Below are 16596 nucleotides of genomic sequence, written 5' to 3' on the forward strand. Positions count from 1 at the left end.
GGGGGCGACGGGGGCGGGCGGGGCGGCTATGGTAGGCGCCGAGACGGAGGGGAGGAACCAGATGCGACCGCAGGCGACGCCGGTAACCCATATCGAGGATGACCGCTTCCGCGTGACCGAATGGCGGTTCGAGCCGGGCGCCGAGACCGGCTGGCACCGCCATGGCCACGACTACGTCATCGTGCCGCTGACCGACGGCGAGCTGCTGCTGGAGGAGCCGGGGGGCGCCGCCCGGCGGGCGCCGCTCGCGCGGCACGCGCCCTATTCCCGCCGCGAGGGCGTCGAGCACAACGTGGTGAACGGGGGCGCCGGGCCGCTCGCCTTCCTCGAGGTGGAGGTGGTGGACGACGCGCTCGCCGCCGCCCGCCATGCGACGCTGGAGCGCTTCATCGACGCCTGGAACGCGCGGGACGTCGACGGGCTGATGGCCTGCATGGCCGCGGACTGCGCCTTCCAGGCCTTCGCCGGACCGGACGCCGAGGGCCGCCGCCATGAGGGGCGCGACGCCGTGCGCGCCGCCTACGCGGCGGTGTTCGAGGCCTGGCCCGAGGCGGCCTGGCGGGACGGAACCCATCACGTGGACGGGGACGCCGGCGTCTCGGCCTGGCGCTTCACCGGGGTGGATCGCGAGGGGCGGCGCGCCGACGTGCGCGGCTGCGACCTCTTCGCCTTCGAGGGCGAGCTGATCGCGCTCAAGGACAGCTACCGCAAGGTGCGCTCCGGCTGAGCGCGGCCCGGGTATCCGTTCGCGTCCTGCGGCGGCGGGGGAGGGGGCGCCGGGCGCCCCGCGGCGCGGGCGGGGGCCGATTTGCGGGCTCGCTTCCCGGGCCCCGGCCGGCGCCGCTTTACAACGGCGGGGCCGCCGTTGCAGGGTTGGGCGCAACCGGGGCGACAGAGCCCGGGCGAGCGCGCTCGGCGGGGAGGGGCGGCATGGCGACGATCAACTGCGACATGGGCGAGGGCTTCGGCCTCTACCAGATCGGCGACGACGCCGGGCTTATGCCGCTCATCTCCGTCGCGAACTGCGCCTGCGGCTTCCACGGCTCCGACTTCAACCACATGCAGAAGACCGTCCGCCTCGCCAAGGCGAACGGCGTCAAGGTCGGCGCCCACCCCTCGCTCCCCGATCTGCAGGGCTTCGGGCGGCGCGAGATGAAGATCGGCCGCGAGGAGCTGGCGGCCTGCCTGATCTACCAGATCGGCGCGCTGACCGGCTTCCTGAAGGCCGAGGGCATGGCGCTCAACCACATCAAGCCGCATGGCGCGCTCTACGGCATGGCGGCGCGCGACGCCGAGGTGGCGAACGCCTGCGCCGACGCGGCCGACGTCTTCGGCGTGCCGCTGATGGGGCTGGCCGGCACGCTGCACGAGACGGTGTGGAAGGACGAGCGCGGGCACGGGTTCCTCGCCGAGTTCTTCGCCGATCTCGACTATTCCGACGAGGGCAAGCTGATCATCACCCGCGAGCACGACGCGAAGGACCCGGCGAAATGCGCCGAGGCGGCGCGGCTGGCGGTGGTCGAGGGCAAGCTCGTCACCGTCGGCGGCAAGACGCTGCCGGTGAGCGCCACCACGGTCTGCGTGCATTCCGACACGCCGAACGCCGTGGCGATCGCCGAGGCGGTGCGCGCGGCGCTCCGCCCGCATCTCGACGCCTGACGCCGGCGCCCGACGCCGCCCCCAGAACACGCCAAGAGGAGGGACCCATGGCCACCGAGATCCTCTCGCCGCTCCCCGGCACGTTCTACCGCCGCTCCTCGCCCGAGGCGGCCGCCTACAAGTCCGAGGGCGACGCCGTCGCGGTCGGCGACGTCATCGGGCTGATCGAGGTGATGAAGAGCTTCCACGAGGTGAAGTCGACCGCCGCCGGCACGCTGAAGCGCTTCCTCGTCGACAACGAGGACGCGGTGATGGCGGGCGACGCCATCGCCGAGCTCGAGTAGCATGGCCGCCCGCGGCAAGCTCCTCGTCGCCAATCGCGGCGAGATCGCCGTCCGGGTGATCCGCGCCGCCCAGGAGCTCGGGCTCGCCACCGTGGCGGTCCATTCCAAGGCCGACGCCGACAGCCTCGCCGTCCGCCTCGCCGACGAGGCGGTGGAGATCGGCCCGGCGATGGCCTCGAAGTCCTACCTCAAGGTCGACGCGATCCTCGACGCCGCGAAGGCGACCGGGGCTACGGCGGTCCACCCCGGCTACGGCTTCCTCGCCGAGAACGCGGGCTTCGCCGACGCGGTAGAGGCGGCCGGCCTCGCCTGGATCGGCCCTTCCGGCGCGGTGATCCGCAAGATGGGCGACAAGGTCGCCGCCCGCGAGGCCGCGGCGCAGGCCGGCGTCCCCACCGTTCCGGGCTCCGAGGGCCTGATCTCCGGCTTGCGCGAGGCGAGGAGCGTCGTCGCCCATACCGGCTTTCCGGTGATGATCAAGGCGGCGGCCGGCGGGGGCGGCCGGGGCATCCGCATCGCCCGCTCCGAAGAGGAGTTCGAGCGGCTGATCCCGCAGGCCTCGGCCGAGGCCCAGGCCGCCTTCGGCGACGGCGGGCTCTATGTCGAGAAGCTGGTCGAGAGGGCGCGCCATGTCGAGGTGCAGATCCTCGGCGACGGCGCGCGCGTCGTCCACCTCTGGGAGCGCGAGTGCTCGCTGCAGCGCCGCCGCCAGAAGGTCTGGGAGGAGGCCCCGTCGCCCTCGCTCGACCAGGAGACCCGCGAGCGGCTCTGCGCCTCGGCGGTCGACCTCGCCGAGGCGGTCGGCTACCGCGGCGCCGGCACGCTCGAATACCTCTACGACGACGCCAGCCACGCCTTCTACTTCATCGAGATGAACACCCGCATCCAGGTCGAGCACCCGGTGACCGAGATGATCACCGGGCTCGACCTCGTGCGCGAGCAGATCCGCGTCTGCCTCGGCGCGCCGCTGCGCTGGCGCCAGGAGGACATCCCGCTCCGCGGCTGCGCCATCGAGGTCCGGCTCAACGCCGAGGACCCGGCCCAGGACTTCCGCCCGCATCCGGGCGCGGTCGAGTCGCTGCGCGTCCCCGGCGGCCCGGGGGTGCGCTTCGACACCATGCTCTATCCGGGCTACGTGGTGCCGCCGTTCTACGACTCGCTCCTCGGCAAGCTGATCGTCCACGACGAGGACCGCCCCGCCGCCATCGCCCGCCTCGCCCGCGCGCTCCGCGAGCTGGAGATCGGCGGGCTGCCGACGACGCGGCCGCTGCACCTCGCGCTCGCCGCCGACCCGGACGTCGCGGCGGGCCGCTTCGACACCACCTGGCTCGAGCGCTGGCTCGAGGCCAACGCCGGCACACTGACCTGAAGGGAGGGGGGATGCGCTATTCCTTTGGCGGCGACGAGCATGTCTTCGTCGAGGTCGACGAGAGCATGTCGCTCGAGGCCTTCTTCAAGGCGCTCTACATCACCAACGCGGTGCGCGAGGCCAACATCGCCGGCGTGACCGAGATCTGCCCGGCCAACGCCTCGTTCCAGGTGAAGTTCGACCCCGACGTGATCGCGCCCGACGCGATGATGGCGGAGCTGAAGCAGCTCGAGGACAAGGCGGCGCATGCGCCCTCGGAGATCGAGACGCGGATCATCGAGCTGCCGGCGTTCTACAACGATCCCTGGACGCACGAGACGCTGATGCGGTTCCGCGACCGGCATCAGGATCCGTCCGGGACCGACCTCGACTACGCGGCGCGGGTCAACGGCAAGGGCTCGGTCGAGGAGTTCGTCGCCGCCCATGCCGGGGCGCCGTGGTTCGTCTCGATGGTCGGCTTCGTCGCCGGCCTGCCGTTCCTCTACCAGATGGTCGAGCGGTCGCGGCAGCTCGAGGCGCCGAAATACGTGCGCCCGCGCACCGACACGCCGGCGCTGACCATCGGCCATGGCGGCTGCTTCACGGCGATCTACTCGGTCCGCGGCGCCGGCGGCTACCAGATGTTCGGGATCATCCCGACGCCGATCTACGACCCCAGGAGCGAGCACAAGTACATCCCGGCGGATACGATGTGCCTGTTCAGGCCGGGCGACATCGTCAAGTTCCGCCCGATCGACCGCCCCGAGTACGAGGCGATCCAGGCCCAGGTCGCGGCAGGCAGGTATGCGCCGAAGATGGTCGACGTGACCTTCTCGCTCGACGCCTTCCACAAGAACCCGGACGAGTACAACGCGAAGCTGATGGGGGCGCTCAATGGCTGACATCGAAGGCGCCATCGAGGTCAAGGCTCCCGGCCTCGCCACCACCGTCCAGGACCTCGGCCGTCCGGGCTACTACCATCTCGGCATCCCGCTCTCGGGGGCGATGGACCAGCTGGCGCTGGTCGCGGCCAACCTGCTCGTCGGCAATCCCGAGGGCGCGGCGGGGCTCGAGGCGGTGTTCCTGGGGCCGGAGCTGGTGTTCCACCGCGACGCGGTGGTGGCGATCTGCGGCGCGGAGATGCCGCCGAAGCTCGACGGGACGCCGGCGCCGCTCTGGGAGAGCTTCGCGGTCAAGGCGGGGCAGACCTTGTCCTTCGACTTCCTCAAGGCGGGGGCGCGGGCCTATATCGCGGTCGCGGGCGGGATCGACGTGCCGGTGGTCCTCGGCAGCCGCTCGACCTATCCGCTCGGCGCGCTGGGCGGGCATGAGGGCCGGGCGCTGAAGGCGGGCGACCGGCTGGCGGTCGGCGCGGGCGGGGGCCGGGCCGGGCGCTCGGTGCCGGCGGAGCTGCGGCGCGGGCCGACGGGGGCGCCGGTGGAGCTCCGGATGCTGCCGGGCCTCTACTGGCACCGGGTGACCGAGCCGTCGCATGCGGCTTTCTTCGAGGACGTCTGGAAGGTGGCCCCGGAGGCCGACCGCATCGGCTACCGCTTCCGCGGCGGAAGGCCGCTCGACTACGTGCCGCGCGAGCCGCCGTTCGGCGCGGGCTCGAATCCGTCGAACATCGTCGACGCCTGCTATCCCTACGGCTCGATCCAGGTGCCGGGGGGCGCCGAGCCGATCATCCTGCACCGCGACGCGGTTTCGGGCGGCGGCTACATGATGGTGGGAACGGTGATCTCGGCGGACATGGACCTGATCGGCCAGCTCCAGCCCAACGTGAAATGCCGCTTCGTCGAGGTGGACATGGAAGGCGCCCTCGCCGCCCGCCACGCCCGCGCCCGGGTCCTCGACGCGATCCGCGCCGCCCTCGCCTGAGCCCCTCCGCCGGTCGCCGGCGGCCTTGCGGCCGCCGCCGCCCGCCGGACCCGCGGCGCCGCGTCGGCGTCGCGAGGGCTCCGCCGTCCCGCCCGCGGCGCGCTGCGGCGGGGCGCGGGTTTCGCCGTCTCCCTGACCCGAGGTCCCACGCGGCGGGGAGCGGGCCGCGGGAGGGTCACAGGCCTGCGCCTTACGTCGCCCCGAGGGCCTGCGCCGCCCGTCGCGATGCTCGGGCGCGCACGATGTCCGGGAAGGGGCCTGGCGAGCCGCCGCAGGCGCGCGGTCCCGGGTCGGGAGGCGGCCTCGTCAGGCCTCCTCGTCCAGATGCCCGCGCAGCAGGCTCGCCTCGCCCGGGCCGAGGCGGTCGGCGATGGCGCGGGCCTGATGCCAGTGGGGGTAGAGGAGGCGCGGCAGGCTCACCTTGTCGAGCCGCGCCCGCTCCTCGGCCGTCAGCCGCAGCTCCGCCGCCCCGAGGTTGCGCGCCAGCTGCGCCTCGGTGCGCGCCCCGAGGATCACCGAGGCGATGCTCGGCCGGCCGAGCAGCCAGGCGAGCGCCACCTCGGCCGCCGAGGCGCCGCGGCCCCCGGCGATCTCCACCAGGACCTCGATCGTGTCGTAGAGCCGGTCCTCGTCGGAGAGCGGCGGCTCGTGCCAGTCGTTGAGGTGCCGCCCGCCCTCCTCGGGCGCCTTGCCGCGGCGGTACTTGCCCGAGAGCAGCCCGCCCGCCAGCGGGCTCCAGACCAGCGTGCCGAGGCCCTGGTCGATCCCCGCCGGGATCAGCTCGTATTCCGCGTCCCGGCTCTCCAGCGAGTAGTAGATCTGCTGGCTGACCGGCGGCACGAACCCGCCGGCCGCCGCCGCGGCGGCCGTCTTGACGATCTGCCAGCCGGCGAAGTTCGACACGCCCCAGTAGCGGACCTTGCCCGAGCGCACGAGCGTGTCGAAGGCCTCCAGCGTCTCCTCGACCGGGGTCAGCCCGTCCCACTGGTGCGCCTGATAGAGGTCGATATGGTCGACGCCGAGCCGCTTCAGGCTCGCCTCGCAGCCGGCGACGATGTGGGAGCGCGACAGGCCGTGGTCGTTCGGCCCCTCGCCCATGCGGAAGCGCACCTTGGTGGCGACGAGCAGCCGCTCCCGCCGGCCCTTGATCGCCGCCCCGAGGATCTCCTCCGAGCGCCCGCGGGAATAGGCGTCGGCGGTGTCGATCAGGTTCACCCCGGCGTCGAGGCAGGCGTCGAGCAGGCGCTTCGCCTCCTCGACGTCGGTCGCCCCCCATTTGCCGAGCGCGCCGACGCCGCCGAAGGTGGCGGTGCCGAAGGCGAGCGAGGAGACCAGAAGGCCGGAGCGGCCGAGCTGGCGGTATTCCATGGACATCCTCCCGAAGCGGTCCTTGCCGGCGATCCTTCCGCCGATCCGCGCGCCGGCGCAACCCGGGGCCGGGCGCTGGCACGCCGGGGTCGACGGGGCGCGCCCCGTCGGACGCCGGTCATCCGGCCGTCCGTCCGCCATCCCTTTGCCGCCCTTTGCCGCCCGTCGTCGGTCGCAGTCAGTCGTCAGGCGCAAGGCGCCACGGGCCGGTCGGCGCCGGTCGCCCCGGTCCCCGGTCGACCGCCGTCGGCGGTCCGCCGCGAACCCGCCGTCAGCGGCGCCCTCAGCCCCCCGTGCGCGCAATCAGCGCCAGCGCCGCGGCGGGGTTCGCCGCCTTGTGCCCGCTGATCACGTAGAGGTAGACGTCCCGCCCCGCCGCCGCCCAGCCCTTCGCCCGCGCCGCCCAGCCGTCGAGCGCCGCCTCGGAATAGCCGGCCTCATGCCCCTCCGTGGTGCCCATGATCCGGGCGTAGACGAAGTCCTCCGTCCCGCCCTCGATCACCGGATACTCGCTGTCCCCGGCCAGCACCACCGCGACGCCGCGCTCGCGCGCCTGCTCGCCGAAGCCGTCGGCGAAGCTCGGATGCCGCGCCTCGACGGCATGGCGCAGCTTGCGCTCGCCCGCCTTCTCCGGCAGCAGGTCGAGGAAGGCCGCCATCTCGTCGCGGTCATATTTCTTGGTGGTCGCCAGCTGCCAGTTGATCGGGCCGAGCCGGTCGCCGAGCTCCGCGATCCCGCTGTCGATGAACCAGCCGACGCTCTCGCCCGCCTCGCCGAGGGCGCTGCGATTGGTGGCGTAGCGCGGCCCCTTCAGCGCGAAGACGAAGCCCTCGGGCGTCTCCGCGCGCCACTTCGCGAAGGTCGCGGGCTTCTGGGTGCGGTAGAACGTGCCGTTGATCTCGATCGACGAGAGCTTGCCGGCCATGTATTCGAGCTCGCGCTTCTGCGGCAGCTTCTCCGGAAAGAACGTCTTCCGCCACGGCTCGAAGGTCCATCCCCCGACTCCGATCCTGATCCTGCCCGCCATGACGTTCTCCCCGGCCGACTCGCGGCCTCGCGGGGGCACTGAACCATCAACCGCGGCCCGGCGAAACCGCCGCGGCTTGCTCTCGAACCTCGGGGGCCGGCGCCGCGCGCCCTGGGCGACGTCGGCGGCGGTTTCCTGCGAGCGGGCGTCGGAACGCCGCGGCGCAATGGCACGCTGCACGACGGCGGCAAGGGTCGACGAGCGGCGCCGTCCTGCCTCGCGACGGCTCCCGCAGGTTGACATGCGCATGTCAACCTGCTCGACGCGGAGCGGTTCGGGCGGGGAGGGCGCCAGTTTCAAGTGAGTCGAGCGGCGCCGCGAAATGCGTCGCTGCCAATGATGCAATGATTTTCACCATTTATATTCAAAATATTTCGAAATATATTTGCGCACAAATTCAGGAATACCTTGACCCGGCGCCGTGATGTTGCTGTGCGCGGTCCGCGGCCCGGCCTCGTCAACGTCAAGACGGTCGGACCTGTCGATCCCGCCAATCAAACGGAGCAGATCAAGCGAGTCCGGTATGACCCCTTCGCGCGCGTGCGAGGTCGGGTCCTCGGTCGCGCCCCACGGGCCGGCCCCCGGCTGGCGTGACGGATCCCCCGAGGGCCGGGGAAACGCCCCCGCCCGGATCGGATCCGGGCGGGGCAGGGGCCTCAGGCCTTGTTCATACGGTTGTCGATCAACTCCTCGACCACCGTGGGATCGGCGAGGGTCGAGGTGTCGCCGAGGGCGCCGTAGTCGTTCTCGGCGATCTTGCGCAGGATGCGGCGCATGATCTTGCCGGAGCGGGTCTTCGGCAGGCCCGGCGCCCACTGGATCAGGTCGGGCGAGGCGATCGGGCCGATCTCCTTTCGCACCCACTGCACCAGCTCCTTGCGCAACTCCTCGGTGTATTCCTCGCCGGCGTTGAGCGTCACATAGGCGTAGATGCCCTGGCCCTTGATCGGGTGCGGATAGCCCACCACGGCCGCCTCGGCGACCTTGGCGTGGGCGACCAGCGCCGATTCGACCTCCGCCGTGCCCATGCGGTGGCCCGAGACGTTGATGACGTCGTCGACCCGCCCGGTGATCCAGTAGTACCCGTCGGCGTCCCGCCGGCAGCCGTCGCCGGAGAAGTAGTAGCCCTTGTACTGGCTGAAATAGGCGTCGACGAAGCGCTCGTGGTCGCCGAAGAGCGTGCGCATCTGCCCGGGCCAGCTGTCGGCCAGCGCCAGCACGCCCTCGCAGGCGGTCTCGCGGATCTCCTCGCCCGAGGTCGCCTCCAGCACCGCCGGCCGCACCCCGAAGAACGGCTTCGTCGCCGAGCCGGGCTTGGTCGGGATCGCGCCGGGCAGCGGCGAGATCAGGATGCCGCCGGTCTCGGTCTGCCACCAGGTGTCGACGATCGGGCACCTGCCCTTGCCCACCACCTCGTCGTACCAGTTCCACGCCTCGGGGTTGATCGGCTCGCCGACCGAGCCGAGGGTGCGCAGGCTCGAGAGGTCGTATTTCTCGACGAACTGCCGGCCCTGGCCCATCAGCGCCCGGATGGCGGTCGGCGCGGTGTAGAAGATGTTGACCTTGTGCTTCTCGCAAACCGCCCAGAACCGGCCGGCGTCGGGGTAGGTCGGCACGCCCTCGAACATCACCGTCGTCGCGCCGTTCGCCAGCGGTCCGTAGACGATGTAGCTGTGGCCCGTCACCCAGCCCACGTCCGCGGTGCACCAGTAGACGTCGCCCTCGTGGTAGTCGAAGACGTACTGGTGCGTCATCGCCGCGTAGACGAGATAGCCGCCGGTGGTGTGCAGCACGCCCTTCGGCTTGCCGGTCGAGCCGGAGGTGTAGAGGATGAAGAGCGGGTCCTCCGCCCCCATCGCCTCGGGCGGGCAGTCGGGATCGACCCGCTCCATCTCCTCGTGCAGCCAGAAATCGCGGCCGGCGAGCCAGGGCACGTCGCCGCCGGTGCGCCGCACCACGAGCTGCCGCACGCCGTCGAGCCCGGCGATCGCCCGGTCGGAATTGGCCTTGAGCGGCGTGTTGCGGCCGCCGCGCGGCGCCTCGTCGGCGGTGACGACGAGCTTCGCGCCGGAATCCTCGACGCGCGAGCGCAGCGCGTCGGCCGAGAACCCGGCGAAGACGATCGAGTGGATCGCCCCGATCCGCGCGCAGGCGAGCATGGCGTAGGCCGCCTGGGGAATCATCGGCAGGTAGAGCACCACCCGGTCGCCGCGCGAGACCCCGAGGGTCTTCAGCACGTTGGCGAAGCGGCAGACCTCGGCATGGAGCTGGCGATAGGTGATGCGCTCGCTGACGTTCGGGTCGTCGCTCTCCCAGATGATCGCGACCTGGTCGCCGCGCTTCGCGAGATGGCGGTCGACGCAATTGGCCGAGACGTTGAGCTCGCCGTCCTCGAACCACTTGATCGACACGTTGTGGAAGTCGAACGAGGTGTTCTTCACCTTCGAATAGGGCTTCGTCCAGTCGAGACGCTTGCCGTGCTCGCCCCAGAACCTGGCCGGATCGTCCATCGACGCCGCATACATGCCGGCGTAGCCGGCCGCGTCGACCCAGGCCCGCTTGACGGCCTCTGCCGGCGGCTGGTGCATCTCCTCGCTCATGGGCAGCTCCTTCCCGATTGTCTCCGACGCGGCGCTGCGGCCGCTTTCGCGCAGGTTTATAAGGTCTCGACGTGGCCTTGTAAAACATCATGTCTGCTGCACTGCACCATGAGCTGGATCAAGGCGCCGCCCGTTCCCGTCTTGAAGAATGGCCGCCCGGGCGCCTATCCTCGCCGCCGGACCGGGGGGACGCCGATGCCGGACAGCGACCAGCAGGAGCCCGAGCGCGCCGAGGCGGCGCTGGCGCGGGCGGCCCGGCTGCGCCGCCGGCGCCGCGACGCGGCGCTCGCCCTGCCGCTCCTCGCCGCGTTCCTGTTCCTCTCGCCCCTCATCGACGCCTTCGCCGGCGGCGGCCGCCTGCTCGGCGTGCCGCTCGGCCTCGCCTATGTCTTCGCCGCCTGGATCGGCCTGATCGTGGCGACGGCGCGGCTCGCGCGCGGGCTCGGCGACGACGACGGCGGCGCGTGATGGCCCCCGCGATGATCGGCGGCAACCTCCTCGTCGCGGTCTGCCTCGGCTACGTCGCCTGCCTCTTCGCCGTCGCCGCCTGGGCCGAGCGCCGCGCCGCGCAGGGCCGCTTCGGCTGGCTGAGGGCGCCCCTCGTCTACACGCTGTCGCTCTCGGTCTACTGCACCGCCTGGACGTTCTACGGCGCGGTCGGCGCGGCGGCGCGCGGCGGGCTCGACTACCTGCCGATCTACCTCGGGCCGACGATCGTCTTCGTCGGCTGGTTCTTCCTGCTGCGGAAGCTCGTGCGCGTCGGCCACGTCCAGCGCATCACCTCGATCGCCGACATGATCTCCTCGCGCTACGGCAAGTCGCCCGCGCTCGGCGTCGCGGTGACGATCATCGCCGTGGTCGGCTCCACCCCCTACATCGCCCTCCAGCTCAAGTCCGTCACCCTGAGCTTCGCGGCCTTCGCGGCGCACGACCCGGCCGGCGCCGCGGCGCGGCCGGCCTGGACGGGGCTCTGGGTCGCGGCCGGTCTCGCCGTCTTCACCATCCTCTTCGGCACCCGCAGCGTCGACGCCAACGAGCGCCATCACGGCGTGGTCTCCGCCATCGCCGTCGAGGCGGTGGTCAAGCTCCTCGCCCTCGTCTGCCTCGGCGTCTACGTGACCTGGGGCCTGTTCCGCGGGCCCTCCGGGGTCTTCGACGCCATGCCCCCGGCCCTGATGGCCGAGCACGTCCTCACCCCGCGCTGGGTCACCCAGGTCTTCCTCGCCGGCTGCGCGGTCGTCTGCCTGCCGCGGATGTTCCAGGTCCTCGTCGTCGAGAACGTCGACGAGCGCCAGCTCGCCACCGCCGGCTGGGCCTTCCCGCTCTACCTCGCGCTGATCTCCGCCTTCGTCGTGCCGATCGCCGTCGCCGGCCTCGCCACCGCGCCGGAGGGGGCGAACCCCGACCTCTTCGTGCTGACCGTCCCGCTCGCCGCCGGCCGCGACGACCTCGCGCTCCTCGCCTTCCTCGGCGGCTTCTCGGCGGCGACCTCGATGGTGATCGTCGCGGCGATCGCGCTCTCGACCATGGTGTCGAACCACATCGTCATCCCGCTCTGGCTGCGCTGGCGGCGGGGGCGCGAGGGCGACCTGCGCCGGGTGCTGCTGCTCGCCCGCCGGCTCTCGATCGCCGGGGTGCTGGCGCTCGGCTACGTCTATTTCCTCGTCTCCGCCCCGAGCGCGCTCGCCGCGATCGGGCTCATCTCCTTCGCCGGCGCGGCGCAGGTCGCGCCCGCGCTCGCCGGCGCGCTCTACTGGCGCGGCGCGACGCGGGCGGGCGCGCTCGCCGGCATCGCCGCGGGCTTCGCCGTCTGGGCCTACACGCTCTTCCTGCCGAGCTTCGAGGGCGCGTTCCTGATGTCGGCCGCCGCCATCGCCGACGGCCCGTTCGGGCTCGACTTCCTGCGGCCGCGCGCGCTCTTCGGGCTCGGCGGCTGGGATCCGCTGGTCCATGCGGTGTTCTGGAGCATGACCGCCAACGTCGGCGCCTTCGTCGCGGTGTCGCTCGCCACCACGCCGCGGCCGCTGGAGCAGTTCCAGGCGGCGCTCTTCGTCGACGTGTTCCGCCAGTCCGCCGCCGCCCCGGGGGTGGTGTCGCGCTCGGCCACCTCCGAGGACCTGCTCGGCCTCGCGGCGCGGCTGCTCGGGCCCGGGGCCGCGCAGGCGCTCTTCGCCGGCGAGGCGCGCGCGCAGGGCAAGGCCGAGGGGCTGCCGGCGCCGACGGATCGCTTCATCGACCGGTTGGAGCGCGAGCTCGCCGGCACCGTCGGGGCCGCCTCGGCGCACGAGCTCGTCAACCAGACCGCCGGCCGCGGCGCCGTCTCGGTCGACGGGCTGATGCGGATGGCCGACGAGACGCTCCAGCTCATCGACGCCAAGCGGCGGCTGGAGAACCAGTCGCGCGAGCTCGAGGAGGCGGCGCGCCAGCTTCGCCACGCCAACGACCAGCTGAAGCGGATGGACGCCGCCAAGGACGCCTTCCTCAGCCAGGTCAGCCACGAGCTGCGCACGCCGATGACCTCGATCCGCTCCTTCGCCGAGATCCTCGGCGACGCCGAGGGGCTCGACGAGGCGACGACGCGGCGCTTCCTCGGGATCATCCGCGACGAGAGCGTGCGGCTGACCCGGCTCCTCGACGAGATCCTCGACCTCTCCTTCCTCGAGTCGGGGCGGGTCAGCTTCCACGTCGCGCCGGTCCGCGTCGGCGAGGTGATCGACCGGGCGCTGGCGGCGACGGAGGGGCTGCGCGCCTCGTCCGGCGTCCCGGTCGAGCGCGGGGCAGGGGGGGACGACATCGTCGTCGACGCCGATTTCGACCGGTTGACGCAGGTGGTGGTCAACCTCGTCTCGAACGCCATCAAGTATGGCCGGAGCGACGCCCCGCGCGTGACCATCTCGGCCGGCGCGACGGGCGAGGACGTCTACATCGACGTCGCCGACCGCGGCCCCGGCATCCCTCCGGAGCGCCGCGACGAGGTGTTCCAGAAGTTCCAGCGCCTCGGCGAGGCGAACCTCGCCGGCTCCGCCGGGCTCGGCCTGCCGATCAGCCGCGAGATCATGCGCAACCTCGGCGGCGACCTCGTGGTCCTGCCGAACGCCCCCGGCGCGGTGTTCCGCGTGCGCCTGCCGCGACAGGCCCGCCCGGCCTCGGCGGCGGAGTAGCGGGCGGGCGCGCGAGGGGGCATGTGTCCCCGTGTCATTATCACATGGCATCCGGCTATTCTCCCGACGTCTCCGGCCCCGGGCGGCGAGGTCGGTCCCGCGACTTCGCCCGCCGGGAGACATGCGCATGTCTCCCAGCTCGACGCGGAGCGGCAGGGGCAGAGACGGCGGGACCTCGAATGAGTCGAACGGCGCCGCGAAATGCGGCGCTGATCACACTACACGACACCTGTCTCCTCTGCCGGATCCACGGGGCGCGCGCGCCGAGCGACCGAAGCGGGCTTGCCCGCGAGGCCCGGCGCGACAGGCGAAAGCCCGGCTTTCGCCGCGCCGACGGCTGGAGCGCGGTTGCGCGCGGAAGCCGTGGGGGGGCCAGATTTCCCCGTAGCGCGCCATCCGTCCGTGATCGCCCCGGCGAGCGCGGAATCGCGCTCGCCCCCCGCAGGGGCGATCGCGGACGGATTTGCCACGGATCAAATCCGTCTGGCGTCGGCGTCGCGGCCAGCCTCGGGCCGGGCTTCCTCTCCACTGTCGTGCAGTGGGGCGAGTCCGGTGTCACGCACCGGCTCGCGCCGCAGCAACCCGAGCGGAGCCGTTCGATCCATGCGAACTCCCCCAAGCCGCCGCCTCGCGTGCGTTGCCGCGACTCGGCGGCGGGCGTAACCTGCCGGGCTGCGGAGCGGGCGCAAGGCGGCCGGGCTGGTCCGGCCACCCAGCGAAGCCCGCCCGAGGGGAGGGGACATGCGTATCCTTGCAGCCGGCGCGCTCGCCTTCGCGGGCGCCGTCGGGATGGCGGCGGCCGAGACCCCGGTCGAGCGTGGCGAGTATCTGGTGCGCGGCCCGATGGGCTGCGGCAACTGCCACACGCCGCAGGGCCCGGACGGCCCGGACATGGCGAAGGAGCTCGCCGGCGGGCAGACGGTGATCGACGACCAGATGATGACGGCGGTGTCGGCCAACATCACCCCGGCCTCGGAGGTGGGCTCGTGGAGCGACGCCGAGCTCGCCCGCGCGATCCGCGAGGGCATACGGCCGGACGGCACGCTGATCGGCCCGCCGATGCCCTTCACCTTCTACCGCCAGCTCGGCGACGAGGACCTCGCCGCCATCGTGGCGTTCCTGCGCACTGTGCCGCCGGTCGAGAACACGCCGGCGAAGTCGGCCTACCACATCCCGTTGCCTCCGGCCTACGGGCCGCCCGTCGACCACGTCACGGCGCCGCCGCGCGGGCCGACGGCGGAATACGGCGCCTACATGGCCGGGCCGGTCGCGCATTGCCTCGAATGCCACACGCCGCTGGGGCCGCAGGGGCCGTTCCTCGACCGGCTCGGCCAGGGCGGCTTCGAGTTCCCCGGCCCCTGGGGCGTCTCGGTCGCGCCGAACATCACCTCGAGCAAGGACGGGCTCGCCGGCTACACCGACGACCAGATCAAGGCGATGGTCACGCAAGGCAAGCGCCCGGACGGCCGCGCCATGCTGCCGCCGATGCCCTACCCCTACCTCGCGCGCATGACGCCGGACGACCTCGAGGCGGTGGTGCGCTACCTCCGCACCCTCCCGCCGCTCCCGGACGCGGGCTGACCCGCCTTTGCCCCGCGCCGTCAACCTTCCTGAACAGAGGGTTGACGGCTCGGAGGTTATGCTGTGATTACAGTCGCTTGGTCTTCCTGTCACGCGTGTTAGCCGCGTGCAGGGGACGCGCCGTTCCATCGGCGCGGCCTGAACCCGCTCAGTTGCTCCGGCCGTCGTGGAAATGCGTCGGCAGCGCCAGGGGGTCGACGTCGTCGAGGCAGTTGACGTTGATCGCCACCATCTCCCGGCCGTCCGGCGCCGTGCCGAAGGCGAAGGGCTCGATCCCGCAGGTGGCGCAGAACTGGTGGCGGATGGCGTGCCGGTTGAAGGTGTATTCCGTCAGCGCCCCCTCGCCGCGCAGGAGCATGAACCCCTCCGGCGCGGTGAAGGCGAGCCGCGAGCCGAGCCGGCGGCAGCGCGAGCAGTTGCAGACGACGGGCCGCGACACGTCGACCTCCGCCTCGAAGGCGACGGCCCCGCACTGGCAGGATCCGGCATGGCGGGTCATCGCGGCGAGCGCCCGGCGGGACGGGGCGCGGCAGGGGCAGGCTGGGTCATCGGGTTTCTCCGGCTCAGTTCTCCAGGAACTGCTGGAGATCGACGATACGGGCCCGCGTCAGCCGCTCAAGACACGAGGCGTTGATCATCGGCGCGATCGAGCCGCCCTGGTACTGCCCCGACTCGGCCGCGCAGGCGAGGTCGCGATAGCCGATCCACGCCCGCTGGGCGTCGCGCAGGGTCTGCGCCCACGGCCGCCCCTTCGCGCTCCCCCAGACCTGCCCCCAGATCCGGTTCAGCTCCGCATCCGCCGCATCCGCCCCCGCCCCGGCGCAGTCGGTGGCGGCAAGCTGCGTGGCCGCCGCCGAGCAGTCCGTCTGCGCCGCCGCCGGCGCCGCCATCGCGGCGAGGACGAGCACCGAGGCGCCCCGGCCCAGCGCCGTCACCCGAGCGCCAGCGCCAAGCCCGCGGCGGCGGTCACCCGGCGCCGCCATCGCGGCGAGGACGAGCAGCGCGACGCCCCGGCCCATCCCCGTCACCCGAACGCCAGCGCCAGACCCGCCGCCGCCGTCGCCGCGCCGAGCGCCCGCGCGACGACCGGCAGCCGCGCGCCGGCGCCGAGCCCGACCGCGACGCCCGCGAGGTGCAGCGCCGCCGTCGCCCCGACGAAGCCGGCCCCGTAGGCCATCCCCCCGAGCGCCGGCCCCTCCAGCCCGTGCGCGTAGCCGTGCGCGACCCCGAAGAGCCCGATCACCGCGCAGGCCACCCCCAGCGGCGGCCGCAGCGCCAACGCGACGGCGACCCCCAGCACGACGACCGAGGCGAGGATGGCCGGCTCGACGAGCGGCAGCGGCACGCCCCGATAGCCGAGCGCCCCGCCGAGGATCATCGCGCCGACGAAGCTCGCCGGCCATGCCCAGACCGCGCGCGCCCCGGCGAGGCCGGCGAGGAGGCCGACCGCGACCATGGCGAGCAGGTGGTCCGCCCCGAGCAGCGGATGCAGCAGCCCCGAGACGAACGGCGCGCCATGGGCGCCGGCCCCGGCATGGGCGAAGGCCGCCGCCGGAAGCAGCGCGGAGAGCAGGAGCGCGGGCAGCAGGCGGCGCATGGCAGGTCCTTTCAGCGGGGAACGCCCTTCGATCTCCCGGCGAGTTAGGCCCAGCCGCAGCCCGCACGCAACGCCGCGGCGTCCTTCCGC

Annotated in this window: 15 protein-coding genes; 9 read left to right on the forward strand and 6 right to left on the reverse strand. The window is 72.8% G+C overall.

Annotated elements, in window-relative coordinates:
• The 6 genes from KBB57_RS06935 to KBB57_RS06960 all read left to right on the forward strand — a co-directional run.
• Nucleotides 1–727, forward strand: a 727-nt coding sequence (locus KBB57_RS06935; RefSeq protein WP_290747963.1) for a nuclear transport factor 2 family protein, incomplete at its 5' end; no start/stop codon positions are given.
• Between the two features lie 203 nt (nt 728–930).
• Nucleotides 931–1659 (forward strand): LamB/YcsF family protein, encoded by a 729-nt coding sequence (locus KBB57_RS06940; protein ID WP_290747966.1) that lies wholly within the window; start codon nt 931–933, stop codon nt 1657–1659.
• A gap of 47 nt (nt 1660–1706) precedes the next feature.
• Entirely contained in the window at nt 1707–1943 is a 237-nt protein-coding gene (locus tag KBB57_RS06945) for an acetyl-CoA carboxylase (protein WP_290747968.1), read from the forward strand.
• A 1-nt stretch (nt 1944) separates the two neighbouring features.
• Nucleotides 1945–3312: an acetyl-CoA carboxylase biotin carboxylase subunit gene (locus KBB57_RS06950; protein WP_290747970.1), complete on the forward strand. Its 1368-nt coding sequence runs from the start codon at nt 1945–1947 to the stop codon at nt 3310–3312.
• Nucleotides 3313–3323: 11 nt separating this feature from the next.
• Nucleotides 3324–4193, forward strand: coding sequence for a carboxyltransferase domain-containing protein (locus KBB57_RS06955; RefSeq protein ID WP_290747973.1), 870 nt, complete (start codon nt 3324–3326; stop codon nt 4191–4193).
• Nucleotides 4186–5172 (forward strand): biotin-dependent carboxyltransferase family protein, encoded by a 987-nt coding sequence (locus KBB57_RS06960; protein ID WP_290747975.1) that lies wholly within the window; start codon nt 4186–4188, stop codon nt 5170–5172. The genes KBB57_RS06955 and KBB57_RS06960 overlap by 8 nt, the downstream gene beginning before the upstream one ends.
• A 306-nt stretch (nt 5173–5478) precedes the next feature.
• Here KBB57_RS06960 and KBB57_RS06965 read toward each other — a convergent pair whose 3' ends face one another.
• The 3 genes from KBB57_RS06965 to acs form a co-directional block, all read right to left on the reverse strand.
• Nucleotides 5479–6540, reverse strand: coding sequence for an aldo/keto reductase (locus KBB57_RS06965; protein WP_290747977.1), 1062 nt, complete (start codon nt 6538–6540; stop codon nt 5479–5481).
• 283 nt (nt 6541–6823) lie between these two features.
• Nucleotides 6824–7567 carry a DUF72 domain-containing protein gene (locus KBB57_RS06970; RefSeq protein WP_290747979.1) on the reverse strand — a complete coding sequence of 248 codons (744 nt, stop codon included), beginning with the start codon at nt 7565–7567 and terminating at the stop codon, nt 6824–6826.
• A 656-nt stretch (nt 7568–8223) separates the two neighbouring features.
• The gene (gene acs / locus KBB57_RS06975; RefSeq protein WP_290747982.1) at nt 8224–10167 is read right to left on the reverse strand and encodes an acetate--CoA ligase; all 1944 of its coding nucleotides are present in this window, start codon (nt 10165–10167) and stop codon (nt 8224–8226) included.
• Nucleotides 10168–10362: 195 nt separating this feature from the next.
• Between acs and KBB57_RS06980 the strand changes: the two genes are divergently transcribed.
• The 3 genes from KBB57_RS06980 (at nt 10363) to KBB57_RS06990 (ending at nt 14909) form a co-directional block, all read left to right on the forward strand.
• Complete coding sequence (locus tag KBB57_RS06980) at nt 10363–10635, forward strand: hypothetical protein (protein ID WP_290747984.1); 273 nt, start codon at nt 10363–10365, stop codon at nt 10633–10635.
• Nucleotides 10635–13328 carry a sensor histidine kinase gene (locus KBB57_RS06985; RefSeq protein WP_290747987.1) on the forward strand — a complete coding sequence of 898 codons (2694 nt, stop codon included), beginning with the start codon at nt 10635–10637 and terminating at the stop codon, nt 13326–13328. The genes KBB57_RS06980 and KBB57_RS06985 overlap by 1 nt, the downstream gene beginning before the upstream one ends.
• 741 nt (nt 13329–14069) lie before the next feature.
• On the forward strand, nt 14070–14909 hold the full coding sequence (locus KBB57_RS06990; protein WP_290747989.1) for a c-type cytochrome: 840 nt from the start codon (nt 14070–14072) through the stop codon (nt 14907–14909).
• A 148-nt stretch (nt 14910–15057) separates the two neighbouring features.
• Here the strand turns inward: KBB57_RS06990 and KBB57_RS06995 are convergent, their stop codons facing one another.
• From KBB57_RS06995 to KBB57_RS07005, 3 genes are all read right to left on the reverse strand, one after another.
• Nucleotides 15058–15408, reverse strand: coding sequence for a GFA family protein (locus tag KBB57_RS06995; protein ID WP_290747991.1), 351 nt, complete (start codon nt 15406–15408; stop codon nt 15058–15060).
• A gap of 64 nt (nt 15409–15472) precedes the next feature.
• Nucleotides 15473–15928 (reverse strand): lysozyme inhibitor LprI family protein, encoded by a 456-nt coding sequence (locus tag KBB57_RS07000; RefSeq protein ID WP_290747993.1) that lies wholly within the window; start codon nt 15926–15928, stop codon nt 15473–15475.
• A 5-nt stretch (nt 15929–15933) separates the two neighbouring features.
• Nucleotides 15934–16506, reverse strand: a complete 573-nt coding sequence (locus KBB57_RS07005; protein WP_290747995.1) for a HupE/UreJ family protein — start codon at nt 16504–16506, stop codon at nt 15934–15936.
• Nucleotides 16507–16596 lie beyond the last annotated feature (90 nt).

The sequence above is a fragment of the Amaricoccus sp. genome, assembly GCF_017993425.1.
GTDB lineage: Bacteria > Pseudomonadota > Alphaproteobacteria > Rhodobacterales > Rhodobacteraceae > Amaricoccus.

Excerpts from the sequence above, each read along its gene's own strand:
- KBB57_RS06940 (WP_290747966.1), top strand. The coding sequence starts at position 931 with ATGGCGACGATCAACTGCGACATGGGCGAGGGCTTCGGCCTCTACCAG.
- KBB57_RS06945 (WP_290747968.1), top strand. The coding sequence starts at position 1,707 with ATGGCCACCGAGATCCTCTCGCCGCTCCCCGGCACGTTCTACCGCCGC.
- KBB57_RS06950 (WP_290747970.1), top strand. The coding sequence starts at position 1,945 with ATGGCCGCCCGCGGCAAGCTCCTCGTCGCCAATCGCGGCGAGATCGCC.
- KBB57_RS06955 (WP_290747973.1), top strand. The coding sequence starts at position 3,324 with ATGCGCTATTCCTTTGGCGGCGACGAGCATGTCTTCGTCGAGGTCGAC.
- KBB57_RS06960 (WP_290747975.1), top strand. The coding sequence starts at position 4,186 with ATGGCTGACATCGAAGGCGCCATCGAGGTCAAGGCTCCCGGCCTCGCC.
- KBB57_RS06965 (WP_290747977.1), bottom strand. The coding sequence starts at position 6,540 with ATGGAATACCGCCAGCTCGGCCGCTCCGGCCTTCTGGTCTCCTCGCTC.
- KBB57_RS06970 (WP_290747979.1), bottom strand. The coding sequence starts at position 7,567 with ATGGCGGGCAGGATCAGGATCGGAGTCGGGGGATGGACCTTCGAGCCG.
- acs (WP_290747982.1), bottom strand. The coding sequence starts at position 10,167 with ATGAGCGAGGAGATGCACCAGCCGCCGGCAGAGGCCGTCAAGCGGGCC.
- KBB57_RS06980 (WP_290747984.1), top strand. The coding sequence starts at position 10,363 with ATGCCGGACAGCGACCAGCAGGAGCCCGAGCGCGCCGAGGCGGCGCTG.
- KBB57_RS06985 (WP_290747987.1), top strand. The coding sequence starts at position 10,635 with ATGGCCCCCGCGATGATCGGCGGCAACCTCCTCGTCGCGGTCTGCCTC.
- KBB57_RS06990 (WP_290747989.1), top strand. The coding sequence starts at position 14,070 with ATGCGTATCCTTGCAGCCGGCGCGCTCGCCTTCGCGGGCGCCGTCGGG.
- KBB57_RS06995 (WP_290747991.1), bottom strand. The coding sequence starts at position 15,408 with ATGACCCGCCATGCCGGATCCTGCCAGTGCGGGGCCGTCGCCTTCGAG.
- KBB57_RS07000 (WP_290747993.1), bottom strand. The coding sequence starts at position 15,928 with ATGGGCCGGGGCGTCGCGCTGCTCGTCCTCGCCGCGATGGCGGCGCCG.
- KBB57_RS07005 (WP_290747995.1), bottom strand. The coding sequence starts at position 16,506 with ATGCGCCGCCTGCTGCCCGCGCTCCTGCTCTCCGCGCTGCTTCCGGCG.